This is a genomic window from Ruegeria sp. HKCCE4148 (assembly GCF_017872495.1).
Classification (GTDB): domain Bacteria; phylum Pseudomonadota; class Alphaproteobacteria; order Rhodobacterales; family Rhodobacteraceae; genus Ruegeria.
On the sequence record NZ_JAEDOS010000002.1, the window covers coordinates 602674 to 627230 of the forward strand.

20 protein-coding genes are annotated in these 24557 nt (G+C 57.7%); 5 read left to right on the forward strand and 15 right to left on the reverse strand.

The window, feature by feature from the left end:
* The first annotated feature begins 94 nt into the window (after positions 1-94).
* Both I9187_RS08035 and I9187_RS08040 read left to right on the forward strand, forming a co-directional pair.
* Positions 95-1645, forward strand: a complete 1551-nt coding sequence (locus tag I9187_RS08035) for a proton-conducting transporter membrane subunit (protein WP_171176931.1) — start codon at positions 95-97, stop codon at positions 1643-1645.
* Positions 1646-1659: 14 nt separating this feature from the next.
* Entirely contained in the window at positions 1660-4071 is a 2412-nt protein-coding gene (locus I9187_RS08040) for a DUF2309 domain-containing protein (protein WP_171176929.1), read from the forward strand.
* Between the two features lie 257 nt (positions 4072-4328).
* Here I9187_RS08040 and I9187_RS22085 read toward each other — a convergent pair whose 3' ends face one another.
* The 13 genes from I9187_RS22085 to hutI all read right to left on the reverse strand — a co-directional run bounded on the left by I9187_RS22085 (position 4329) and on the right by hutI (position 16167).
* Positions 4329-4595 (reverse strand): inositol monophosphatase family protein, encoded by a 267-nt coding sequence (locus I9187_RS22085; RefSeq protein WP_348540079.1) that lies wholly within the window; start codon positions 4593-4595, stop codon positions 4329-4331.
* Entirely contained in the window at positions 4547-4825 is a 279-nt protein-coding gene (locus I9187_RS22090; RefSeq protein ID WP_253282828.1) for an inositol monophosphatase family protein, read from the reverse strand. Before I9187_RS22090 ends, I9187_RS22085 begins: the two co-directional genes overlap by 49 nt.
* Positions 4826-5219: 394 nt before the next feature.
* The gene (locus I9187_RS08050; RefSeq protein ID WP_171176927.1) at positions 5220-5975 is read right to left on the reverse strand and encodes a methyltransferase domain-containing protein; all 756 of its coding nucleotides are present in this window, start codon (positions 5973-5975) and stop codon (positions 5220-5222) included.
* Positions 5972-6592, reverse strand: coding sequence for a pimeloyl-ACP methyl esterase BioG family protein (locus tag I9187_RS08055; protein ID WP_171176925.1), 621 nt, complete (start codon positions 6590-6592; stop codon positions 5972-5974). Before I9187_RS08055 ends, I9187_RS08050 begins: the two co-directional genes overlap by 4 nt.
* Complete coding sequence (bioA, locus tag I9187_RS08060; RefSeq protein ID WP_171176923.1) at positions 6589-7875, reverse strand: adenosylmethionine--8-amino-7-oxononanoate transaminase; 1287 nt, start codon at positions 7873-7875, stop codon at positions 6589-6591. The genes I9187_RS08055 and bioA overlap by 4 nt, the downstream gene beginning before the upstream one ends.
* Positions 7872-8492, reverse strand: a complete 621-nt coding sequence (gene bioD, locus I9187_RS08065; RefSeq protein WP_171176921.1) for a dethiobiotin synthase — start codon at positions 8490-8492, stop codon at positions 7872-7874. The genes bioA and bioD overlap by 4 nt, the downstream gene beginning before the upstream one ends.
* The gene (locus I9187_RS08070) at positions 8489-9622 is read right to left on the reverse strand and encodes an 8-amino-7-oxononanoate synthase (protein ID WP_171176919.1); all 1134 of its coding nucleotides are present in this window, start codon (positions 9620-9622) and stop codon (positions 8489-8491) included. The genes bioD and I9187_RS08070 overlap by 4 nt, the downstream gene beginning before the upstream one ends.
* Positions 9619-10599, reverse strand: coding sequence for a biotin synthase BioB (gene bioB, locus I9187_RS08075; protein WP_171176917.1), 981 nt, complete (start codon positions 10597-10599; stop codon positions 9619-9621). Before bioB ends, I9187_RS08070 begins: the two co-directional genes overlap by 4 nt.
* Before the next feature lie 5 nt (positions 10600-10604).
* Entirely contained in the window at positions 10605-10760 is a 156-nt protein-coding gene (locus I9187_RS08080) for a hypothetical protein (protein WP_171176914.1), read from the reverse strand.
* Between the two features lie 190 nt (positions 10761-10950).
* Complete coding sequence (gene hutU, locus I9187_RS08085) at positions 10951-12633, reverse strand: urocanate hydratase (RefSeq protein ID WP_171176912.1); 1683 nt, start codon at positions 12631-12633, stop codon at positions 10951-10953.
* Positions 12630-13424: an N-formylglutamate deformylase gene (gene hutG / locus I9187_RS08090; RefSeq protein ID WP_171176910.1), complete on the reverse strand. Its 795-nt coding sequence runs from the start codon at positions 13422-13424 to the stop codon at positions 12630-12632. Before hutG ends, hutU begins: the two co-directional genes overlap by 4 nt.
* Positions 13421-14959, reverse strand: coding sequence for a histidine ammonia-lyase (hutH, locus tag I9187_RS08095; protein WP_209940135.1), 1539 nt, complete (start codon positions 14957-14959; stop codon positions 13421-13423). The genes hutG and hutH overlap by 4 nt, the downstream gene beginning before the upstream one ends.
* Positions 14956-16167 (reverse strand): imidazolonepropionase, encoded by a 1212-nt coding sequence (hutI, locus tag I9187_RS08100; RefSeq protein ID WP_171177297.1) that lies wholly within the window; start codon positions 16165-16167, stop codon positions 14956-14958. The genes hutH and hutI overlap by 4 nt, the downstream gene beginning before the upstream one ends.
* An 81-nt stretch (positions 16168-16248) precedes the next feature.
* Between hutI and I9187_RS08105 the strand changes: the two genes are divergently transcribed.
* Together I9187_RS08105 and I9187_RS08110 are read left to right on the forward strand one after the other, a co-directional pair.
* A complete protein-coding gene (locus I9187_RS08105) occupies positions 16249-17613 on the forward strand; it encodes a formimidoylglutamate deiminase (RefSeq protein WP_171177295.1) in 1365 nt (454 codons plus the stop codon).
* Between the two features lie 70 nt (positions 17614-17683).
* Positions 17684-18394 (forward strand): GntR family transcriptional regulator, encoded by a 711-nt coding sequence (locus I9187_RS08110; RefSeq protein WP_171176906.1) that lies wholly within the window; start codon positions 17684-17686, stop codon positions 18392-18394.
* On the opposite strand, the gene phnY is transcribed toward I9187_RS08110, so the two are convergent.
* Together phnY and I9187_RS08120 are read right to left on the reverse strand one after the other, a co-directional pair.
* The gene (gene phnY / locus I9187_RS08115) at positions 18388-19836 is read right to left on the reverse strand and encodes a phosphonoacetaldehyde dehydrogenase (RefSeq protein WP_209940136.1); all 1449 of its coding nucleotides are present in this window, start codon (positions 19834-19836) and stop codon (positions 18388-18390) included. The genes I9187_RS08110 and phnY overlap by 7 nt on opposite strands.
* A 125-nt stretch (positions 19837-19961) precedes the next feature.
* Positions 19962-20936, reverse strand: coding sequence for a LysR substrate-binding domain-containing protein (locus I9187_RS08120; RefSeq protein WP_171176901.1), 975 nt, complete (start codon positions 20934-20936; stop codon positions 19962-19964).
* 361 nt (positions 20937-21297) lie between these two features.
* On the opposite strand from I9187_RS08120, the gene I9187_RS08125 reads away from it, so the two are divergent.
* Positions 21298-24498, forward strand: a complete 3201-nt coding sequence (locus tag I9187_RS08125) for a CHRD domain-containing protein (RefSeq protein WP_171721322.1) — start codon at positions 21298-21300, stop codon at positions 24496-24498.
* Positions 24499-24557 lie beyond the last annotated feature (59 nt).

A 24557-nucleotide genomic window follows, 5' to 3' on the forward strand; every position in this document is an offset into this window, starting at 1 on the left:
AAACACATCAAACAATGTATTTTTCTTATGTTGCACTGCGAAATATGTCGAACGGAACAAGTCGAGTCAGTATCGAACGTCAAGGGACACACGCATGAGTTACCTGCTTCTACCCCTCCTAAGTCCAATGATCTTGTTGGGATCTGCATATTACTGCAGCCGACATCCGGGGATGCGTCCGGGCAATTTGCCGAAAGTCGCAGAATGGGCGGCCCTGGCGGCATTTGGCGTGTCTGCCTTGGCGGTCATGCTGCTAATTGCAAAAGGGTCCGGGACCTCGACGATGATCGGCTTTTGGGGAGTGGGCCTTTCGGTCCGGTTGGATGCTGTAAGCGCCACAATGTTGATTCTGGTCAGTTTCATTGGCTGGATCGTATTGCGGTACTCTGCAACATACATGGACGGAGAACCAAGGCAGGGTGCCTTTAGCGGTTGGATGTCTGTCGCGCTGGCCGCCGTTCTTTTGTTGGTGATGTCCGGCAACATCGTCCAACTGCTGGTCGCCTGGATTGCAACAAGCCTGGCACTGCATCAACTGCTGCTGTTCTACCCCGAACGTACCACGGCACAACGCGCAGCGCGCAAAAAGGCTGTTGTGGCGCGAATCAGCGAAGTTGCGCTTGGTCTGGCCGTTGCCTTGCTGATCATCGGCTACGGCACCACCGACATCGCTACGATCCTGTCAGAAGCACAGCCGACAGTAACCACAATTGTCGCCGCCCTGTTCATCGCACTGGCGGCCGTACTGGCTTCGGCCCAGTTCCCGGTCCATGGGTGGCTGACCGAGGTGATGGAAGCACCAACCCCGGTCTCGGCCCTGTTGCATGCGGGCGTGATCAATGCGGGCGGGTTTCTATTGATCCGCTTTGCGGATGTGATGCTGGTGGCTCCTGGAATTATGGCCTTGTTGGTCATGCTGGGCGGTTTCACCGCGCTGTTCGGAGGCTTGGTCATGCTGACGCAGCCCGCGGTCAAGACATCCCTGGCGTGGTCAACAATTGCCCAGATGGCGTTCATGATCATGCAGTGCGGTCTTGCCCTGTTCCCGCTGGCGCTGCTGCACATTGTGGCGCATTCGCTCTACAAGGCCCACGCCTTCCTGAGCGCGGGTGAAGCTGTGCGCAACGTGGCCGCCATTCGCCGTCCGGGGCCGGTGGCAGTACCAAGTGCCCGCAATGTATTGCTGGCCTTTGCAACCGGCATTCTGATCTATGGTGCGGTGGCTTCGGTGTTCGGAATCGACGGGAAATCTGTTCAGGCCATTGCCTTGGGTGTGATCCTGATCTTTGGCGTCGCCTACCTGCTGGCGCAAGGCTTTGCGGATGCAGCGCCCGGTGCGCTGACCCGGCGCACTGTCATCTATGCGGGTGCAACATCGGTCAGCTACTTCGTTCTGCAAATCGCTGCGCAGAATCTAACGGCGGGCACCCTGCCGCCTACGCCTGCTGCAGGACCGCTGGAATGGGCTTTGATCGTTCTTGCGCTCATCAGTTTTGGCGCCGTGGCGCTGGCCCAATCGACCTTCCCGCTCTGGGCCTCGCATCCGGCGGCGGCGGGAATGCGGGTGCATTTGTCCAATGGACTTTATGCCAACGCAATCTTTGATCGGCTGCTGGACGGGTGGTCCACGCGCCGGACTGTGTGAAAAGGGGATCAGATATGTATATGAAACACGAAAGCTATCCTGCTCCGCTTTTGGAACTAGTCGCGATTGCTAATGACGCTGTGCGTCAGATCCCTCCTCTGTTTCCGCTGTCTGCGAATGTCGCTGTGAACCCCTTTTTGGGTCAGACAGGGGATACCCTCGCTGTAACGGCCGCACGTCTTGGCCGTGTTGCCGGTGTGCGCATCACCCCTGACAGGCGCATTATGGCCGAGAAGTTGAACTCGGGTGAGATGACCGAAGGGGATCTGCTTGAGGCGATTTCGCATGTAGAAAGTCGCTTTGATCCTCCGGGGCTTGAAGAAGTCACAGCCGCTTTGACGGATGATGCCGCACCTCTTGCCCCGTTTCCGACGGTGGCGGAATTGGCCGCAGATGTGTCTGGCATCGACTGGCCCGGTTTAATCGAAGAACGTATCGGAGCTTGGGCTGCCAGCCATTTTGACGAAGGCCAGGCCCTTTGGCAGCCCAGCCGTGCCGGCGGTGCGTTCAGTGCATGGCGGGAGTTCGCATCGCGCGACCTGACACCTGAGATCAATGGGTTGAAAGGCTTTGGCGCATTTGTGGCGGCCACCAACCGTTCGCAATGGCGCGCCATCGGGCGGGCCTCGGAAACGCTGGGCGTGACGCCTGACGCGGCTGGAACAACATTTCATCGTTGGCTAGTCACGCTTGGCGGTTGGGCGCAATACGCGCGCTATTTGTTGTGGAAGGCCGAGCTTCAGGGTCAGACCGACACAACAACGGCGGAGTTGCTGGCCATTCGGATGGTATTTGAAGAGGCCCTGTTCCACCAATACCGTGATCAGATTTCGGCGCGTTGGCTGGAAACCGTCGCAATGCACGAGACCCCGATCACTCCGTCCCGTGACATGGTGATTGATGCCATTCTGCAGGATGCTGCGGAACGGGCTCAACAGCGCAAGCTGGGTCAGGTTTTGGCTAGTCGTCAGCCACGGGCGACCGAGGGCCGCCCACTGGTGCAGGCTGCGTTCTGTATCGATGTCCGGTCCGAAGTTTTTCGCCGGGCGTTGGAAGCACAGGACTCGGGTATCGAAACCATCGGCTTTGCCGGGTTCTTCGGGTTGGCCAGCGCACATAAATGCGCGGGATCAGACGTGACCGAACTGCGGGGTCCGGTTCTGCTGAACCCCAATGTTAAGTCCAAAGCAGCAGAAGACACACTGTCCGACCTGGATCGTCGCTATACGGCCCGTGCCAAAAGGGCGTGGGGGCGGTTCAAGCTGGCCGCTGTTTCATCCTTTGCCTTTGTCGAGGCGACTGGTCCGATATACGCTGGTAAATTGTTGCGGGATTCGCTGGCTGCGAGTGGTAGTGGGAGCAAGTTTGACCCTGCGCCTAAACTGGACCCTTTAATGGATCTGGTCACGCGCATCGATACCGCCAAAGCCATTCTGGGCGCGATGTCTCTGACAGATAATTTCGCGCGCATCGTGATGCTGGCGGGACATGGGGCGGACGTCACCAATAACCCCCATGAAAGCGCGTTGCAATGCGGTGCCTGCGGCGGTCACGCGGGGGATGTAAGCGCCCGGCTACTTGCCAGCCTGCTGAACGACAACCAAGTACGGGACGGACTGCGGGACAAAGGGATCGACATCCCCACTGACACGCTGTTTCTGCCAGCGCTGCACAATACCACGACAGATGGCGTTACTCTGTTTGATCAGGATCACCCCGCGGGATTGTGGGCGCCGCAGATCGCTCAGCTGAAAACCTGGTTGGCAGAAGCCGGACGCCTCTCACGTACCGAGCGTGCGGCCCGGCTGCCTCGGGCCCATGGGGGCGACGATATCGCCCATCGCGCCAAGGATTGGGCAGAGCTTCGACCCGAATGGGGTTTGGCAGGGTGCCGCGCCTTTATCGCAGCGCCGCGAAGCCGGACTGACGGGACCGGTTTGGCCGGGCAGTCCTTCCTTCACAGCTATGACTGGCGCTCGGATGATGGGTTTGGCGTGCTAGAGTTGATCATGACCGCCCCGGTTGTCGTGGCCAGCTGGATCAGCTTGCAATACTATGGTTCGACTGTCGCGCCGGGGTTATTCGGTGGGGGCAACAAGTTGCTCCACAACGTAGTCGGCGGGATTGGTGTTGTTGAAGGGAACGGCGGCGCTTTGCGTCCGGGGCTGCCCTGGCAATCAGTTCATGATGGCGAGGCGTTCCAACACGACCCTCTGCGTCTGTCTGTGGTGATCGAAGCCCCACGTGAGGCCATGAACGCCATTCTCAAGCGCCACGCCAATGTCAAAGCGCTCTTTGACAACCGCTGGCTTCACCTGATCGCGATGGACGAAAAGGGTGATCTGGCATGGCGTTACACGGGTGATCTGGAATGGAGCCCAATTGCCAAGACGACTGGTTATGAACAGGCCATAGCAGCCGAATGACCAAGACCATGAAGCCAAGGCCCGGCGCATTCTGCCGGGCCTCTATCCGTGTATCAACGCCAGTAGGTTAGCACGTAATTCCGGCGTCGCCGCAGAAGCGACCGTGCATCAGACTTCAGTTTCAAAGCCCTACGCTGCCAATCGGTCTTCACACCACCGGCTGCCGCAACAAATGGCGTGACTGCCAGAAATGCTTAGGGTTGCAGATCAAAATCCACCACAGCATCCACATGCACCGCAGCCAACAGCGCATAAGGTTAACAGTCAGAGGTAAACCGACGGTTCTGCCAAGCCTGCATCAATCGGTCGAACAGGTTCGGATGATCGCGCTGAATCTTGTCATCTTTGTTCACAGACAGGATCGACTGATCCAAACGCGTTTGCTGCGGGGTCTGAATGGGCTGGCCATTCTTTGTGGCCCCCTCCCCCATGTCACCCACAAATACCTCATCCAAGGCAGGCCTTCCAACCAACCCTAGCCTAGGCTGTCCCTCAACCGGATATGCACACAGGAAGCCAAACAACGGGTGCCGCCAACTGGATCAATGAACCACATATGCCGACCGTCTCCAGCCTCCTGCCCGTGTTCCTCACCAAAGATTCCATGCTCGGGGAAATGTCGTTTCAAGTAGGACCGAACCTCAGCTTCAACCGGCTTGTCGGCTTGCGTCACAGGGCGTTCATCCAGCTTGAGTTCAACACTCAGAGATCCACGAAGGAACCGCATCCCGTTCGTGGATCCAATATTCGCCATCTGAATGGAGTGTTCTTTAAGCGTATGTGTGACAACCATTTCAATACTTTAGGATGGAAGCACCTGTGAGATTTCAAAGACGGGTTTCATCAATTGCAGTAAGCATGCGCTGCAGCCGCACCCGGCGATTTGAAGTTCTGTCGGGCGGTGCCGTCAATGCCGAATCCAGCTTTAGGCTTCATGAACTGCAAGAAACCAATCTGGCGCGTATTGCTGCTCGGAATGCGCAGGTCCAGATCGTGGTAACTGACGGGAAAAGCCGGGTAAGTGCGCGCTGGTCACTCTGGATTCAGACAGACATATCAATCTGCTTTTTACGGACCCTCACCCGTCAAAGGGCATTTGCCAAATGTTGTTTGCAAACGAAATGGTTTGGTGGTCGCCGAATAGCCGCTTACTGCTTTTGGGCAATGATCCAAACCGGGTGATATGTCAAAGACACCCCGTCATCCGTCGCAAAGCTTCGTACATAGTCTTTCTCAAACCGGGCCAGAGTGGACTTGGTCCACGCCCCTTGCGCGCGACCGTTCACCCCGGTTCGGCGCAAGTATTTCAAAACGTCACGCGGAGTTTCGAAATATGATGGCCGGATGCGTTCCCCGGCGGTCAAAACCCGCATTGACCCCTCAATGGCCGCGACAAGGGCGTCTGCCCCGCAAAGGCCAGGCGCCTGGGCTGTTGATCCGATGCTTGTCAGTTCTTTGTATTGCTGAGGTCCAAATCCTGAAATGGCCAGCCAGCCACCGGGGGCCAATGCATCGACCGCCTGCTGTAGCAGCCCGGTCGGGTCGTCCATCCATTGGATCATCGAGGCTGAAGCGATCAGGTCGATCTGGCCGGGCCATTGCACCATACGCACGTCGCCTGCGATAAATACGGCCGCTTCGGCGTCTGCCGTTGCCTGGGCTTGCGGCGCGATGTCGTTCAGAACAAGGTCAGGCAGATCGAAATTTTGCCGCAACGTCCGGGTGAGATGCCCGGTGCCACACCCCATTTCGAATGCGGTGCGAAATTGCCCCGGTGCGCCCACACGGCGCAGTTCAGAAACCAGTTTATCAGCAACCCACGCCTGTTGGCTGGCTGTGTCGTGATAGGTGTCAAAGCTTCTGCTAAAGCTGCGTTGGACCTTATCTGCCGGTTGCGCCGTCATGACAGCCACTCCGCCCAATTTTGGCCTGACCCGAAGGGTACATGTGACCCTGCAACACGTTTGACCGAAGCTGAGGTCTCCGCCCAGGCAGCCTCTTGCGCCTTCGTTGGAATGATACGGTCCCGATCGGGTATCCACACCAGGTCAAACCCGGGATTCAGGGCCGATCCGCGACGGATCACTGCGTGAAGCTCTTGTTGCGCTGCTGCGAGGTCAAGCTCTGGTGCCTCAACAGACAACCCTGCGCGGCGGCAAAACTTGGAAAAACTGGAGGTCGTCAGCTGATCCGCCGTCGCCCGTATCATTTCGGGCGCAATCCCACGGTCCGGACAGGTCGGATGCAGGGTGCCACTGACGGCAACAAGCCGGTCGGGGCGAAACTGAGTATTAGCCAGCCAATGCGCGGCAGATGCCACGCCAAAGGAAAACGCGAGCATGTCGACACGGTCAAACCCTGTCAAATCAGGCAAGGGGTCATCAAGCTGGGTGTAGTCATCAACCAACAGAACAGACGCGCCACCGGATAGACCCAGGAACGGTGCAGCACCAAGCGCCCAACCCCCGAACACAAGGATCAGAATGCCGTCGCCTGATTGCTCCAGCCACCTGTGTTTCATCCCTGCCCCCCGGCCAGCGCGACCATTGCACTCGTGACCTGGCTGAGCTCGTCAGGAGAGATTACGTAAGGGGGCATGCAATAGATGTTGCGCGCAAAGGGGCGTAGCCACACTCCGGTCTTTGGGGCCAGCCGGTGGGCGACAGAAGGATCAACCGTATCCTTCATTTCGATAACGCCGATGGCACCAAGGACTCTGACATCCGCTACGCCAGGCAAAACGCGAGCTGGCTCCAGTTCGGTGCGCATCTGGGCCTCAATATCAGAAACCTGCCGTTCCCAGTTCCCCTCGGCCAGCAGACGAAGGCTTGCCGATCCCGCGACACAGGCCAGAGGGTTGGCCATGTAAGTCGGGCCGTGCATGAACACGCCTGCCTCACTGTTGCCGATGCCATAAGCCACCTGCTCGCTGGTAACCGTTGCCGCGAATGAGATATGTCCACCGGTCAGCGCTTTGCCCAAGCACAAAATATCAGGTTTGACGTCAGCGTGATCGATGGCGAACAGCTTACCGGTGCGGCCAAAGCCAGTTGCAATCTCATCAAAGATGATCAGCACATTGTGGGCATCGCACAAGGCACGTGCCGCGCGCAGCCATTGTGGGTGATAGAAATACATACCACCGGTGCCCTGAACCACAGGCTCAAGGATCAGGGCCGCCAGTTGGTCGCCTTTTTCGGCAAGCAAGCGCTCCAGCGGCTCCAGCCCGTTCTGTACCGAATCTGCGGGCCATTCGTCACCCAACCGCACGTGCGGGCGCGGCAGGAAGTGCTGGATCGACAAGGCTCCGCGGAACAACCCGTGCATACCGGTGACCGGGTCGCAGACGCTCATCGCCTTCCAGGTGTCGCCGTGATAACCGCCCCGAATAGTAGCGAACTCGAACTTGCCGCTGCGGCCATGTGCCATTTGGTACTGCACAGCCATCTTCATCGACACTTCGACCGAAACCGAACCGCTGTCACAGTAGAAAATGCGATCCAGCCCTTCGGGCAGCATGTCGATCATCCTGCGCCCCAGATCAATGGCTGGATGATGCGTCAGCCCCCCGAACATCACATGGGGCATCTTCTCCAATTGGTTCTGCATCGCAGATGTGATCTCAGGGTGTTTGTGACCGTGGATCGCACACCACCACGAGGACATGGCGTCGATCATCTTCACGCCGTCTTCCCGGTACAGATAAACGCCCTCGGCCCGGTCGATCAGGTGCATCGCGCCGGGATTGGCGACGTTGGTATAGGGGTGCCACAGGTGGCGGGCGTCAAACTCAAGCGGGGTCACAAGAACCTCCGAATGGTGACAACGTCAATTTCTGAGAAGGCATCTTTCAGGGTTTGCTGTGTCAGTTCGCTTAGAACCGGAAGGCGCCCAAGGTGACGGACATTGCTCATCTCTACGATGGTTTGTTCAACATCCGGCTCAGCCTCACCGACAAAGGCAACACCCACAACCTCACATCCAGCGCCACGCAAGGCCATCAGAGACAATGTGGTGTGGTTGATCGTTCCCAGCGCCGTGCGTGCGACCAGCACAACCGGGGCCTGCCACTGGGCAATCAGGTCCAGGTAATAGGACTGGCGGTTCAGCGGCACCATCAGGCCCCCTGCCCCCTCAACGACCAGCGGCCCGTCAACCTGCGGCACAGCAAGGCGCGACAGATCAATCTCAACACCCATGTCTTCGGCAGACAGATGGGGTGAGGCCGGCAGGTTCAGGCGATACGCCTCAGGCAAAACTTCCGCACCGGACAACAATCGGACGGTTTCTGTGTCCGTCGCATCTTCCAAACCCGACTGAACGGGTTTCCAATACCCTGCATTCAACGCTGCGGTCAGACCAGCGGAAAAAACGGTTTTTCCGACGCCCGTGTCGGTTCCGACGACAATCAACGCGCTCATGCGGCCTCCGATTGATGGCTGGCGATGGTGGCAAACAGCGCCGAGATATCCTCGTGGGTCACATTTCCGGTGATCGACACACGCAGTCTGGACGTTCCCTTGGGAACGGTGGGGGGGCGAATACCCCGGATGTCAAAGCCCTGTTGCTGCAAGGCAGAGGCCGTCGCCATCGTTCTGGCCTCGTCACCCAAAATAACCGGGATGATCTGGCTGGTCAGGGCCGAATCCGGCAGTCCTGTTTGCCGGGCCACGTGATGGGCATGACGCAGACGGTCATGTGCAGCAGCGACCAATTGAGCGTTGGTCGCCAATTCCCGCAAAGTTGCCCGTACCAAGGCAGCGTTCAAAGGCGAAGGCGCGGTTGCAAAGATAAAGGGCCGCGCGCGATTGATCAGCGTATCAATCATTACACGCGGACCACATATCAGACCGCCCGAAACGCCCAGACCCTTGCCGCAGGTATGGAGTGTCAGAACCTCCGCGCTCAGACCATGCGCCAGACCTTTGCCGTTCAGGCCAAAAACGCCAGTGGCGTGTGCTTCATCCACGATCAGTACGGCATCGGCCTCGCGCGCCAAGGAGGCAAGATCCTCCAGCGGTGCAAGATCGCCTTCCATGGAATACACGCTTTCCACTGCGATCCAGATGTGGCCCGATCCACCCGTCGACTGCCACTCGGCCAGAACCTTGCGTGCATCTTCTACGTCATTGTGGCGAAAGGCACGCAGATCCGCGCGGCTCGCACGCATCCCTTCATGGGCACTGGCATGGACCAGTGCGTCATAAAGCACCAGATCTCCGGCTGCTGGCAGGGTGGAAAAGATTGCTTGATTGGCCTGAAACCCTCCGCCCATGAAAAGCGCGGCTTCAGATCCAAAGAATGCGGCAGCTTCCTGTTCAAGCGCCTCGTGTTCGGGGTGATTACCCCGTAGCAGGCGCGAGCCACCAGAGCCAACCGGCACACCGCGCGCCAAGGCAGCCTTTGCGGCATCTTGCAACAGTTTTGACCCCGCCAAACCCAGATAATCGTTCGACGCAAAATCCAAACCCTGCGCAGGGATCAAAGCCCGGCGGCGGTGCCGGGCTTCAAGCGCATCAAGCATGGATTCCAGTCGATCGACTGCTTTCATTCGGCAGCTTCCGTGCGCTTGTGGTCTTCCGCCGTTTCAGCCTGAATGCCAAGTTTCGCAAACAGGATCGAGTCGGTGTCTTCCTCGGGGTTTTCCGCAGTCAAGAGCGTTTCGCCCACAAAGATCGAGTTGGCACCGGCGAAGAAGCACATCGCCTGCATCTCGTCGCTCATATCGCTGCGTCCGGCAGACAGGCGAACATAAGATTTGGGCATCAGAATACGGGCGGTTGCGATGATCCGCACAAAGTCGATGGGATCGATCGGCTCTGCATCGGCCAACGGCGTGTCAGCCTGCGGCATCAACATGTTGATTGGAACCGAATCCGGCGGAGGGGTCATGTTGGCCAGGGTCAGCAACATGTCGATACGGTCGCCGGTATGTTCGCCCATACCCAGTATACCGCCCGAGCAGACCTTGATACCGGCTTCCTGCACCCGGTTCATCGTATCGATCCGGTCCGAGAAAGTGCGGGTGGTGATCACTTCGGAGTAATAGCGCTCAGAGGTGTCGATGTTATGGTTGTAGTAATCCAACCCGGCGTCGCGCAGCTGGACGACCTGAGTGTCATCCAGCATGCCCAGTGTCATACAGGTTTCCATACCCATCGCTTTCACGCCTTCGACCATCGCAACTAGGGCAGGCATGTCACGCGGTTTGGGTTCGCGCCACGCAGCACCCATACAGAACCGAGTTGCGCCACCATCCTTGGCTTTCTTGGCTTCGGCCAGAACGCGCTGAACCTCGATCAGCTTGGACGCCGGAAGGGTTGATCCGTTGCGGGCCGATTGCGAGCAATAGGCGCAGTCCTCGGCGCACCCACCGGTCTTGATCGACAGGAGTTTTGACGTCTGGACCTTGTTGGGATCAAAGTTCTCGCGGTGCACGGTTTGCGCCCGAAACAGAAGATCCATCAACGGAAGATCATGAACAGCTTGCGCAGACTTTCGGGTCCAGCCGGAATGAGGGATGATCATTTTATCTATAAAACTTCCTGCAGCTTGCGTTGCCGCAGATTTATTATCGATAAAACTGAATTGCGCAACCGTGTTGGCGCAAACGAACCCAAATCAAGCGGAAATGCCGCGAGGTCCATGCTGGCAGTAGTGTCTTCCATCTCTTCGGCCAGCGTGGTCATTGGGCGGACATCTAGCCTTCCGAAAGACCTGAACGCACATGTGTTACATCGCGCAACGGACAAGCTGCTTTGGTGGAATGGCGTTAACCTTACGATTTGCTGATCGGCCTGGTCCTGACCAAAAGAGTCCCTGCTCAAAACCAAAGCCATCGGCGCTGGCCACCAGCATAATCAATTTCGAAAGGGTCAGTCAGCCCAAAATGCCCGGCAAACGCAGCCCGTGCTCACGCGCACAGGCTTTGGCCTCCTCATATCCGGCATCTGCATGACGCCAAACGCCCGAGGCTGGATCATTCCAGAGAACCCGCTCAAGCCGTTTGGCCGCTTCGTCCGTGCCGTCTGCGCAAATAACGACACCTGCGTGCTGGCTAAACCCCATGCCAACACCCCCGCCGTGATGCAGAGAGACCCATGTCGCACCCGACGCCGTATTCACAAGCGCGTTCAGCAGTGGCCAATCGCTGACTGCATCCGAACCGTCTTTCATCGCCTCGGTCTCGCGGTTTGGCGAGGCTACCGAACCACTGTCCAGATGATCTCGACCAATGACAACGGGTGCCTTCAGCTCGCCATTGCGGACCATTTCGTTGAACGCCAACCCGGCCCGATGCCGGTCGCCCAACCCTATCCAGCAGATGCGTGCGGGCAGGCCCTGAAACGCGATCCGCTCCTGCGCCATGTCGAGCCAGTTGTGCAGATGGGTGTTCTCGGGGAACAGCTCCTTCATCTTGGCGTCTGTTTTGTAGATGTCATCGGGGTCGCCCGAAAGCGCGCACCAACGGAACGGGCCGATACCCCGGCAGAAGAGCGGGCGGATATAGGCGGGCACGAAGCCGGGGAAGGCAAAGGCATTTTCCAGTCCCTCATCCTGGGCCACCTGACGGATATTGTTGCCGTAATCCAGCGTCGGAACGCCCGCATTCCAAAAATCGACCATGGCGGCCACGTGCTGCTTCATCGATGCGCGCGCCGCTTTTTCGACCGCTTTGGGATCGCTTTCGCGCTTGTCCCGCCACTGTGCCATGTTCCAGCCCAGCGGCAGATACCCGTTGACCGGATCATGGGCCGAGGTTTGGTCGGTGACAATGTCGGGTCGCATGCCACCGGCCTGCATCCGTCGGTAAATCTCGGGAAAGATTTCAGCGGCATTGCCCAAAAGGCCCACTGATTTTGCTTCGCCCGCCTTGGTCCAGCGGTCGATCATCTCTAGCGCCTCGTCCAGCGTTTCGGCCTTTTCATCCAGATATTTGGTGCGCAGGCGAAAATCGATACTGTCGGGGTTGCACTCGACAGCCAAACAACAGGCCCCAGCAAAGACAGCCGCCAGAGGCTGCGCGCCGCCCATTCCACCCAATCCGCCGGTCAGGATCCACTTGCCGGTCAGGTCGCCGCCATAGTGCTGACGTCCGGCTTCGGCAAAGGTCTCATAGGTACCCTGAACGATGCCCTGCGTACCGATATAAATCCACGAGCCAGCGGTCATCTGGCCGTACATCATCAGACCCTTTTTATCGAGCTCGTTGAAGTGATCCCAATTGGCCCAATGGGGTACCAGATTCGAATTCGCGATCAGTACACGGGGCGCATCCGAATGGGTCCGCACAATGGCCACCGGCTTTCCGGACTGGACGACCAGCGTTTCATCCTCTTCCAGATCCTTGAGGCTGGCGACGATCGTGTCGAAGTCGTTCCACGTCCGCGCCGCGCGCCCTATACCGCCATAAACAACCAACTCGTGCGGGTTTTCCGCGACATCCGGGTGCAGGTTGTTCATCAACATCCGCATTGGTGCCTCGGTCATCCAGCTTTTGGCGTTTAGCTCTGGCCCGGTGGGCGGGTAAACATCACGGGTGTTCTTGCGAGGATCGGTCATGCGGCAATCTCCAATGCAGTGTCCTGGATGGCGTCCAGTATGTCTTTTAGCCAGCGGCGCAGGCGGTTGGCCTTTTCAGTGTCGTAGGTCCAAGGCGCAGTTTCAGCGCTCAGGTAGGTGGACTGCGCCAGTTCCATCTGTATGGCGTGGATGCCCTCGGCAGGGTTGCCATAATGCCGGGTCGTCCATCCGCCCTTGAATCGGCCGTTCAAAATGGTGCTGTACGGTGAGGATGACGCGAACTCATGTGAGATGGCTTCGATAGCGGGCGCGCACGTCACGCCATTGTTTGTTCCAATGTTCAGGTCAGGCAGAATGCCGTCGAAAAGAAAGGGGATGTGGCCGCGGATTGAATGGCAATCATACAAAACCGCAATTCCATGGATCGCCTTGACCCGCTCCAGCTCGGCCCGCAGCGCGGCATGATAGGGGGCGTGAAACGCCTCGCGCCTTTCAACTATATCCTTCTCTGTTGGCAGAATATCCCAGATGTCTTGCCCGTCAAAATCCGTAAGCGGGACCAGCGTCGTTGTGTTTTGACCGGGATAAAGCGACACGCCTGACGGGTCGCGATTGGCGTCAATCACATAACGATGAAAGGTTGCCCGCACAGTTGTCGCGCCAGGCAGGAGGCCCTCGTAAAGCGTGTGGATATGCCAGTCCGTATCCGCCAACGCCCTGCCCCGCGCGTTCAGCTTGGCCTCGATCGTTGCGGGCACATCGGTGCCGGTGTGCGGCAGGCCCAGAACAACAGGGCTGTCACCACGTATGACTTGAACCGAACCAGTCATGCGCCAAGCTCCGGCATCGCGATGCCTGTGCCATGTGCGATCTCGCCACTGGCGATCAAGGTCCATGCTGCTTCGATCTCGCGCGCCATGTATCGATCATCACCCAATACAGGGACCACAGCTCTTAGCTTGGCCATTACAGCTTGAAGGGTCTCACTGGTAGGCAATGGCGCGCGGAACTCGACCCCTTGCGTAGCGCAAAGCAGTTCGACCCCCAGAATACGTTCCAGATTGGTGACCATCTGTCCCAATCTCCTCGCGCCATGGGCCGCCATCGAAACGTGATCTTCTTGGTTGGCTGACGTAGGTGTTGAATCCGTCACGCAGGGGTTTGCAAGATGTTTGTTCTCGCTCATCAACGCGGCGGTTGTCACTTCGGCAATCATATAGCCCGAGTTCAGGCCGGGATTTGGCGTCAGGAAAGGCGGCAGATCAAAGCTGAGCGCTGGATCGACAATCAGCGCAATTCGACGCTGTGCAATGGCTCCGATCTCGGCAAGCGCCAGAGCGATCATGTCGGCAGCAAAGCCCACAGGTTCCGCGTGGAAATTGCCACCCGAGACGATCAGCCCGGCCTCGGGCAAAACCAGCGGGTTGTCGGTGGCGGCATTTGCCTCAATCTCCAACGTCTTGGCTGCCTGCCTCAGCACATCCATCGCGGCACCGACAACCTGCGGTTGGCAGCGGATGCAATAGGGGTCCTGTACCCGTGTATCGCCTTCGCGATGGCTTTCGCGGATTACAGAACCGGCTAGGATAGCCCGCATCGTGGACCCGGCTTCGATCTGGCCGCGATGGCCGCGCAACGTATGGATCTCGGGCTGCAACGGCGCGGTCGATCCCATGATTGCATCGGTGGTCAGTGCCGAAGTGACCAACGCGCTCTGCGCCGCTTGCCACGCGCCTAACAATCCCGCCAAAGCAAACGCAGTTGAGAACTGCGTGCCGTTGATCAGCGCCAGACCTTCTTTGGGGCCCAACTCAACGGGTGTTAAACCCGCCGCCGCCAACGCCTCACCACCGGGCATAACAGTCCCGCCGAATTCGGCCTCACCCGCGCCCATCATAACTGCGGCCATATGCGACAGCGGCGCCAAATCGCCTGACGCACCAACCGAGCCTTGCGCAGGGATCAGCGGGGTCACACCTTTGTCCAGCATGGCCTCCAACAGGTCGATCAGTTCCAGCCGCACGCCAGACGCGCCGCGCCCGAGGCTGAGCAGTTTCAGCACCATCATCAGCCGCGCAACCGTGCGCGGAATGGCCGGGCCAACACCACAGCAATGGGACAGAATTAGATTGCGTTGCAGCGTCGCTGTATCCTCGGCGGCAATCTTGACGCTGGCCAGCTTGCCAAAGCCGGTATTGACGCCGTAGACTGCAGTCTCACCCGCAGCAGCCTCGGCGATACGCGCATGAGCAGCCTCGATACCGGCGCGGCATACAGGGTCTAGCCGCACGGCGCATTCCTCGCGATAGACCTGTTCCAGTTGCGCTAAAGTGACTGCACCGGGGGTGAGTGTCAGGGTCGTCAAATTGCGCCTCCAAGTATGCGAGTATGAAGAGGGTTGAAGCCCACACGATAGGCTAGTTCTGCCGGGTGGGTGACGTTCCACACCGCAAGATCGGCGCGCTGTCCGGGGGCGATCTGGCCGCAATCGGACAGACCCAGGGCGCGGGCCGCATTGGTGGTGACCCCGGTCAGAGCCTCTTCCGGTGTCATGCGAAACAGGGTGCAGCCCATATTCATGGTCAAAAGCAGCGATGTCATCGGGGCCGACCCCGGGTTGCAGTCAGTGGCCAACGCCATCGGCACGTTGTGCTTGCGTAGCAAATCAATTGGAGGGGCTTGGGTTTCCCGCAGGGTATAGAAGGCGCCGGGCAGGATCACTCCGACTGTTCCCGCATTGGCCATCGCCCGAACGCCTTCTTCGTCCAAATATTCGATGTGGTCCGCGGACAGAGCGCCGTATGAGGCGGCCAGTTTTGTGCCCCCGAGATTGGACAGTTGCTCGGCATGGCATTTGATCGGCAGGCCAAGGTCTTTCGCCGCATCAAACAACGGCGCCAGCTGGTCCGGGAGGAAAGCAATTCCTTCGCAGAAAGCATCCACTGAATCCACCAAGCCCTCGTCATGGGCTTTTCGTAGGGTTGGGATACAGACCTCGGCGATATAAGCGTCAGGTCGGTCTTTATACTCAGCAGGCACCGCATGTGCGCCCAGAAAACTGGTTACAACGCGAATGGGGCGATGGTCCGGCAGCGCGCGGGCGGCTCGCAGCATGTTCAATTCGGTGTCACGATCCAGGCCATAACCGGACTTGACCTCAATCACTGAAACACCTTCGGCCAGCATCGCATCCAAACGCGGCAGCGCCTGCGTGATCAGTTCTTCGACAGTAGCCTCGCGCGTGGCCTTCACAGTCGAGATGATGCCCCCGCCCGCGCGCGCGACTTCCTCATAGCTGGCACCGTTCAGCCGCATCTCGAATTCGACAGCACGATGGCCGCCATGCACCACATGGGTGTGACAATCGATCAGCGCAGGCGTGACAAGACGGCCGTCCAAAGTAGTTTGCGAAAACCCTTTGAACTGCTCCGGCAAGCTGGCTTCAGGCCCGACCCATGCGATCCCGCCATCCTTGACCGCAATCGCCGCGTCGTGGATCAGCCCATAAGCTGCAGGTCCTGCAACCATCGTTGCCGCGTTCAGATCTGAAAAAACCCGATCTTGCGAGTGCATCCGACTCTGCGCCTCCTTGCAGTTCTCTCTTTTCTCGTACATTTCTATATGCAATATGTCTATCCATAAAATGAGGTGAAAATCGTGGCGATCTTTGCAAAACGTGCTCTGTTGAGCGGGGGGTGGGCAAGCAATACGCGGGTCGAGGTTGAAGACGGTAGAATCGTATCGCTTCAACCGGCGACAGCAGGCCGACCAGGGGATGTGTGCGTGGACACTTTGTTGCCTGCACTTGCCAATTTGCACAGCCATGCATTTCAGCGCGCCATGGCTGGGATGACCGAATACCGCCTTGCGGGTCGAGACAGTTTCTGGACGTGGCGCGATCTGATGTATCGATTCACTAAACATCTGACACCGGATCAGGTTCAGGCAATCGCCGCCTTGGTTTATATGGAGATGCAGGAAGCTGGATATGCCTCAGTCGGTGAATTCCACTATCTGCATCATCAACCAGACGGCAAACCTTATGATCGACTGACCGAGTTATCCGACCGGATCATGGAGGCCGCATTCGAGACCGGCATTGGCCTAACGCATCTGCCTGTGCTGTATTCTTACGCCGGGGTTGGCGAAAAGCCGTTGGAGCCGGGTCAAACCCGGTTCGGCAATGATGTGGATCGCTTTTGCAAACTGGTGGATCAGACGCGGGACGCACTTGCCGGTCTGCCCGACGACTGCCGCGTCGGCATCGCGCCTCATTCTTTGCGCGCCACCTCTCCGGCTGATCTGGTTCGCGTTTTGGCCGCGCGACGTGACGGTCCGTGCCACATTCACATCGCCGAACAGCCCAAGGAAGTGTCCGAAGTCCAGGCCGGATTGGGCGCGCGCCCGGTCGAGTGGCTTCTGGACAATGTGCAGGTCGATGACAGTTGGTGCCTGATCCATGCCACCCATATGACCGACCAGGAAACCCTTGATATGGCGGCAACCGGGGCTGTTGCGGGGCTGTGTCCTGTGACTGAAGCCAATCTGGGGGACGGACCGTTCAATGGAGCTGTTTTTCTGAGCGCGGGTGGCACGTTTGGCGTGGGATCAGACTCAAATGTGTTGATTTCCCTGACAGAAGAGTTGCGCACGTTGGAGTATTCCCAGCGTCTGCGCGATCTGTCGCGCAATGTCATGGTTGCCGGCGAAGGGTCGGTCGGGCAGACACTCTATTGTGGCGCGGCCATGGGTGGCGCGAAAGCTTTGGGCCGCGACTCGGGCGAAGTCGCCGTTGGCAAGCTGGCCGATCTGGTGGCCATCGACAGCCAAAACCCAGCGCTTTGCGCTTTGACATCAGAGCAGTTGCTTGATGGGTTGGTGTTTGCGGCAAAAGATCAGGTCGTCACTGACGTTTGGTCGGCGGGTCGCCACCGGGTGAGCGAGGGTCGCCATATCGCACGGGATCAGATCGTGTCGAACTACCGTCAGGCGATGACGGATCTTCTTGCCAAGCTATAGCCTCTGGTGTGGCTCTTTACCTGAAGGCTAAATGATTTCATAATTGAATTATGAATATACTTAATGGAAAATGCGCAGCGTGACCGAGCAAAAAAACATCGGCTTTCAGGACATTCGCGATGAGGTGATCAACCGAATTCAAACCCGTGTCTGGCCGCAGGGCAGCCTGTTGCCGACTGAGTTGGAATTGGCGGCGGAATTTGGCGTTGCGCGCGCAACCGTTAACCGGGCGCTGCGCGAATTGGCGGAACAGGGCATCGTAACCCGCAAGCGCAAGGGCGGCACGCGCGTTGTAACCACGCCCGTAAAACAAGCCAAGTTGCCGATTACGGTGGTACGGCAGACCATCGAAGAGATGAACGCCAAGTACCGATATGCCCTGGTCAGTCGAACCATGGTTGATTGTCCCGCGTGGCTTCAGGCAAAATTGAACATTCCAGAAGGCGCGCAGATCGTACATCTGCAATGTATGCACCACGCCGACAATCGGCCATTTCAGTTCGAAGAACGCTGGATCAACGTTAGTGCTGTGCCTCAGGTCGTGAACGAGGACTTTCTGAACATCGGGCCAAATGAGTGGCTGTTGTCAGAAGTGCCATTTTCGAACGCCGAGATCGCCTTTTCCGCCGTTCCCGCCACGGCACCCTTGCAGGAATTTCTTGCCGTCCCTCCTGGTACACCCTTGTTTCAGTTGGAGCGCACAACATGGTTTCGCAACGATCCTGTGACTTTCGTACGTATGACGTTTCATCAGGGGTACCAGATGCGCACAACCTACTGAGGCCAGGGCAGCGAATAGGTTTTGACGTTGGTGAAGAACTTCATCGCTTCGATAACGCCTTCTTTTACTCCGTTGCCGCTGTCCTTGATCCCTCCGAAGGGTGACATTTCGATCCGATAGCCGGGTTGCTCCCAAATGTTGCAGGTGCCCACATCCAGACCATTGATGTATGCGATGGCCCGGTTCAGATCATTGGTGCAGACACCTGACGACAAGCCAAAAGCGGTGCTGTTTGATATCCGCAAAACCGCAGCGTCATCATCGGGCACGCGGACAATCGGAATGACCGGGCCAAAGGTCTCTTCCATGACCAATTCACTGTCATGAGGGACTCTGTCGATGACAATCGGCGGCAGTAACGCGCCCTGCCGACCCGGATGGTAAAGGATTTCTGCCCCTTGCTCTGCCGCTTTCATCACACGGTTCTCAAACAGCTCTGCCGCGTCAGCATGAATGACACAACCCAACTCGGTTTCGGGGTTCTGAGGGTCACCAAACCGGATGGCCTTGGCCTTTTCCAGGACCAAAGGAACAAAACGATCCGCCACACTGTGTTGCACCAGAATGCGTTTAATGGCGGTGCATCGCTGACCTGAATTCCCCGTGGCCCCCGCAACTGCGATCGTTGCTGCGCGCTCTAGATCAGCGTCGCCCAGATCATTCAGCACAATCAGCGGGTCATTCCCGCCAAACTCAAGCGCCTGTCGCCTGTAGCCTGCCTTTGAGGCGATCAGCTTGCCCACAGGGACGCCACCGGTAAAGGTGATGATGTCGATATTTTCATTGGTGATCATTTCGTCGCCAATATCCTGTGGCCAACCAGTGACGACCTGGAACATCTCGGGCGGCAGGCCCGCCTCGTATAGAATGTCGGCCAGTGTCAGTGCTGTCAGAGGCGTCAGCTCGGTCGGCTTGCAAACCATACAATTATTGGTCGCAATTGACGGTGCGATTTTGTGACTGACCATGTTCAGCGGATGATTGAACGGAGTAATCGCGCTGATCGCCTTGACGGGCTCACGCTTCGTAAAGATTTTACGAGCCTTCCCATTATGAGTCAGATCGCAAGAAAACACCTCTCCATCATCTTTGAGAGCTTCGGCGGCGGCGAACTGAAACACGTCTTGTGCGCGTTTGGTTTCATAGATCGAGTGCTGAAGGCAAATCCCCAACTCAAGCGTCAGCCACTTGGCCAGATAATCGCGCCTTTCTCCGATCAACTCGCCGGCACGCCGCAGGATTTGACTGCGCTCGTACCTCGTCAAACTAGGGGTGTAGTTCGCTGCGATTTCAAAAGCGTGCCGCACGTGTTGGGCAGTTCCAGCCGGAACCGTGCCGATCACGGCATTCGTATAAGGGTAGTGAACCGGAACAGTGTTTTCCGTGAATACGACCTGCCCCCCGATGCGCATTCCGTCGTGGCGGATTTCAGATTTGGTCATGCTCCGATCCCTTGCCCCAAGAGCCACAACTAAAACATGTGTGGCTTTCGACACGCCAACCGATAGAACCGCACTTTGGCTTACGTCAATAGGCTGAGTGGGCAGCCCGGTACATTTTAAAAACGTCAGGCTTTCTCAGGCACCGTGACGGAGGGCTTGGTTTTACCTTCAGTTAGGCCATCCGACTGATAAGTCGGGATCACACCCACAGGTGGATTTTCCCGAATATAGGCTCCGATGCGTGCGAGCATTGGTTTTCTTGGGCAATTGGGGCGCGTGGCGGCGCCAAGATCGCGCAGGTGCCCCGGTGCTTCAAAGGGTATAAAGTGCAACGGCCAGTTGTCCCGCTTGAACTGTTCTGCCGCCAATGCCGAAACAATTGTGCAGTCGTCTGAATGGCAAATGTGACGACAGATCGTTTCAAACCGCAACGCTGTCAGATCAAAACGCTTGCTGATCCGGGTTGTCCCGTCCTGTTTTGGCAAATGATCTTCAAGATCGTAGCCAAAACTGTGCGGCAGCCGGATAAAATCATGCGGCGGTACCTCATCGGGGGCAATGGAGGTAAGCGTTGACAGCGGATGCCCTTGGCGCAAAGCCAAGAACAATGGCTCGGACCAGATTGAAGTGAAGTCTAAATTGGCGCTGTTGTTGACCTTGGCGACCAGCGCCATATCCAATGTGTGATCTTCGACCATATGAAGCATGTTCTGGGGCAGATCTTCGATCAGCGTAACGCGCATCCTTGGAAACAGCGTGCTGAAAAGCTCTGAAAAGTAACCCGTCAGATATGGTGCCAGCGTCGGCGTCATGCCTATTGTCAGCGGAACCGCCTCGGGGTCGCGAAATTCGATCGCTGTATCGCGGATTTTCTGGGCGTCTTTCAGAATACGCTGCGCAATCTCGACAATGCGTTCGCCGCACAGCGTTGGGCGCACCTCGTTGTTCAGACGTAGGAACAAGTCAGCGCCCAGCTCCTGTTCCAGCTTTTTGATCTGGTTCGACATTGCCGGCTGAGACACGTTGCACGCGGCCGCCGCCTGACTGAACTGGCCGTGTTTGGCGATGGCAAGGACATATTCCAAATCTCTGAGGTTCAAAGGGTATCCCGTCCTGAAGCAAAATTCGCGATTTAATCAGCTATCAAGATACGATTTGGCGACAGATTCCAGAAGGCTGCAGGGGCCTATCGGTTCTGATTGGCGCTCACATCCGATGACAAATCTGTCAGAATTCGAAATTGAATAGCCTTCCAGCTGGCGCTGGATTTGGCGCAATCCCTTTGTTTGCTGTGAAACTGCCTGCGCCTACCTCACGAAACCCGTGAGTATTCGCGACGGTTATACACCCGATTTGAACCATGAATTTCAGATGTCGCGCGGGGCGGCCTAGTCCTTTGTTGCGTCGGTGGCCCGGCAGATGGGTCGCCAGCACGAACGCAACTTAATGACGGAGTGATCCATGTTGTCCCAATTTGCAGATAGCCTGCGCGCCCGTCTCTTGACCACGTCGACCCTGGCACAAGAGACATCCCGCGACGGCCAAACCCTCATCAACAACTTCTTTCAATCCACAGTCGTCGACGACACACCTGCCTTTGTTCTGGCCAATGATTTTTCACGCCTGCTGAACTTTGGTGAGACCGTCACTAACAACGCTGTTGCCGCCGTTCAGGCTCAAGGGCAGGACGTGGATGTCTTTAACTTCCGCTCAGGCCGGATCGAAGCGAACAATGGTCCCGACGCATTGGCCACTGGTGTCCAAGTCACCGGAAGCGCTGCGGTTCGCAATTTCGGCGAAATCGCGGGTGAGTTTAACGGCGTGCAGTTTGCTGGTGCCGAAAGCTCGGGCAGCCTGGACAACTTCCGTGGCGGCGTCATATCTTCCGACAGCCGTGCTGTCGACATTCAAGGTCAGGGCATCGATGTGCGCAACTTTGGCGACATCGTCGGCACTGGCGACCAGCGCAATGGTACCATCTACACCAACTCGACGGCCGAGGACGTCTCGATCTCGAACTTCACCGGCGGTACGATTGATGCAGGCGAAGGCAACCAGGGCGCAGGTGTTTCCCTGCAGATCGGTGATGAAACCGGTGACCGCGTGGAAACCGACGTGTTCAACGCCTTTGGTGCGACCATTCAGGGCCGCGGTCAGGCGGCTGCCAACACCCCGCTGGCGGGCGACGGTGTCCGGATCGACGACGGCGCTGAAGGCACCATCCTGGAAACTGAGATCATAAACAGCGGCCTGATCTCGACCGAAAGCAATCAGGGCACAGCTGCCGGAATCCGCATCGCAGATGGCGCAAATGCCGAAGGTGAGATCTTGAACACCTCAACCGGTGTGATCGAAGGCCCTCGCAACGGCCTTTACATTGGCAATGGTGAACATGATCTGGACGTGCTGAACTTTGGCACCATCCAATCCGGCAGTCGCGCGGTTAACATCGACGGATCTGGCGTCGACCTGATCAACGGCGGTGATGTTCTTGGTACCGGTGACCAGCGCAACGGAACGATCTACGCCGACGACACAGCGCGTGATTATTCGATCAACAATCTGGCAACAGGCACGATTGACGCGGGGGAGCACAACAACGGCGCGGGCATCTCGCTATCGCTGGCCGAAGAAGGCAATGGTGACATTGAAATCGAGAACGCAGGCGTCATCGCCGGTCGTGGTAACGCGGGTGCGGCGCTGGGTACGGCGGGCGACGGCATTCGTCTGGAAGGTGTGCGTCAGGAGGGTGGCTTTGCGCCTGCCTCGTTCACAGGGAACATCATCAACAGTGGTAGCGTCACATCTGAAGGCGCAAATGGCACTGTTGGCGCATTCCGAGCTGTGAACAATGTTAATTTCCAGGGCCAGTTGATCAATGAAGAAACTGGTGTGTTCGCAGGCGGTCAGAACGGCGTCTACTTTGGAACCGGTGACCATTCCGGCGGATCGTTCGTTAACCGTGGCCTTGTCACGTCAGACAGTCGCGCGCTGAACATCGATGGCGTTGGGCTTGAGGTGCTCAACGAAGGCGAAATCCTTGGCACCGGAAACCAGCGCAATGGCACTGTTTATGCGGATGGCACAGCCGATAACTATGCGTTCACAAACACCGGCTTGGTGGATGCGGGCGAAGGCAACAATGGTTCTGCCGTATCTCTGCAAACCGGTGACGTGTCGGGCGACGTTGTCTCGGCGGTTGTTGTGAACGAAGGTACGCTGCAAGGTCGTGGCGACGCGGTTGAAGGCAACCAGGTCGGGGACGGTCTGCGCCTGTTCACCAGCCAGGATGACGCCTCTTTTGCGGGTGTTGTGGTCAACGAAGGTCTGATTGCCGGGTCCGAAGACTCGGATGCTGCCGCTGGTATCCGCGTCGATGGCGGTCTGAACCTGCTGGGTGCAATCCTAAACGAGGGCGAGATCCGTGGCACGGTCAATGCCATCGACGCTTCAGATGCAGGCACTGTTACAATCGTCAACGACGACGCAGGTGTGATCAACGGCAATGTTCTGCTGAGCGCTGGCGACGATATCTTTGTCGATCTGGGCACCACCAATGGCAACATCGACGGTGGCGCTGGCGATGATGTTCTGATCGCCGGCGATGCAGACAACGTTCTGACAGGTGGTCTGGGCAATGACTTCATCGACGGTGGCGACGGCAACGACACTGCGGACTTCTCGGAGCTGGATGTTGCGGTCGAAGTTCGTCTGGACGCCAACGGCAATGGCACGGCCACACGTGACACCGGGTTCAACGTGTCTATTGAGAATGCAGTCGTTGCTGCGCCGGATCAGTTCGGATCAAACATCACCGATGGTGCGGCTTTTGTCGAACAGGCGGCTCAGGGCAACCTGTACTATAACATCCATACCGCGGACTTCCCCGGTGGTGAAATCCGTGGCCAATTGCTGGTCGACAGCGACGTGACGGAACACGGTATTCGCACAGTGACCCTCAGTGGTGGTTTGGATGCAGCGCAGGAACCTGGGCCAACTTCGGACAGCGAAGCCACAGGTGACGCAACTGTTGTGATCACTCAGAACCTGGCCACCGGCGAAGTCACGTATTCAAGTGAACTGAGCGTTGTGGGGCTGAACGAAGCTGACCTGAACACTCCCATCCCTGGCGTCGTGTCGGCCATCCATCTGCACAATGCACCTGCTGGTCAGAACGGACCGGTCGTGCAGGATACGCTGGTGGATGCAGGGGCCACGCTGGACGTGAATGCTGAAGGTGGCACCGGTGTCATTGGGCAGGACGTCATCGAAAACCAGATTGAAACCGACATCCTGCGCTCCATTGAAAACGTTATTGGGTCCGATGATGGCGACGTGATCATCGGCAGCGATCAGACTAATGTGCTGAACGGTGCGGACGGTGATGACCTGCTGAATGGTGAAGGCGGTGACGACGTCCTGATCGGTGGTGAAGGCGCGGATACGTTCCAGTTTGGCACGAACTTCGGAAATGACACCATCGAGGATTTTGAAATTGGTCGGGATCAGCTGCAATTCGGTGATTTCGGATCCGATTTTGGCAACCAAGTCAACGTGGCCCAAGACGGTGACGATGCGGTGATCAGCTTCGGAAACGAAGGTTCGGTCCGTCTGGCCGGCATCAACTCAGCTGACCTGAGCGAAGACGATTTCGTCGCTTAAGCAAGCAATAGGCGGGGCGGCTTGAGGTCGCCCCGTTTTTCCAAACCGGAAAGGATCAA

Bases quoted from the DNA above. Each gene is read 5' to 3' on its own strand.
- I9187_RS08035 (WP_171176931.1), top strand. From the start codon at position 95: ATGAGTTACCTGCTTCTACCCCTCCTAAGTCCAATGATCTTGTTGGGA.
- I9187_RS08040 (WP_171176929.1), top strand. From the start codon at position 1,660: ATGTATATGAAACACGAAAGCTATCCTGCTCCGCTTTTGGAACTAGTC.
- I9187_RS22090 (WP_253282828.1), bottom strand. From the start codon at position 4,825: ATGGCGAATATTGGATCCACGAACGGGATGCGGTTCCTTCGTGGATCT.
- I9187_RS08050 (WP_171176927.1), bottom strand. From the start codon at position 5,975: ATGACGGCGCAACCGGCAGATAAGGTCCAACGCAGCTTTAGCAGAAGC.
- I9187_RS08055 (WP_171176925.1), bottom strand. From the start codon at position 6,592: ATGAAACACAGGTGGCTGGAGCAATCAGGCGACGGCATTCTGATCCTT.
- bioD (WP_171176921.1), bottom strand. From the start codon at position 8,492: ATGAGCGCGTTGATTGTCGTCGGAACCGACACGGGCGTCGGAAAAACC.
- I9187_RS08070 (WP_171176919.1), bottom strand. From the start codon at position 9,622: ATGAAAGCAGTCGATCGACTGGAATCCATGCTTGATGCGCTTGAAGCC.
- bioB (WP_171176917.1), bottom strand. From the start codon at position 10,599: ATGATCATCCCTCATTCCGGCTGGACCCGAAAGTCTGCGCAAGCTGTT.
- I9187_RS08080 (WP_171176914.1), bottom strand. From the start codon at position 10,760: ATGACCACGCTGGCCGAAGAGATGGAAGACACTACTGCCAGCATGGAC.
- hutU (WP_171176912.1), bottom strand. From the start codon at position 12,633: ATGACCGATCCTCGCAAGAACACCCGTGATGTTTACCCGCCCACCGGG.
- hutG (WP_171176910.1), bottom strand. From the start codon at position 13,424: ATGACTGGTTCGGTTCAAGTCATACGTGGTGACAGCCCTGTTGTTCTG.
- hutI (WP_171177297.1), bottom strand. From the start codon at position 16,167: ATGCACTCGCAAGATCGGGTTTTTTCAGATCTGAACGCGGCAACGATG.
- I9187_RS08110 (WP_171176906.1), top strand. From the start codon at position 17,684: ATGCGCAGCGTGACCGAGCAAAAAAACATCGGCTTTCAGGACATTCGC.
- phnY (WP_209940136.1), bottom strand. From the start codon at position 19,836: ATGACCAAATCTGAAATCCGCCACGACGGAATGCGCATCGGGGGGCAG.
- I9187_RS08125 (WP_171721322.1), top strand. From the start codon at position 21,298: ATGTTGTCCCAATTTGCAGATAGCCTGCGCGCCCGTCTCTTGACCACG.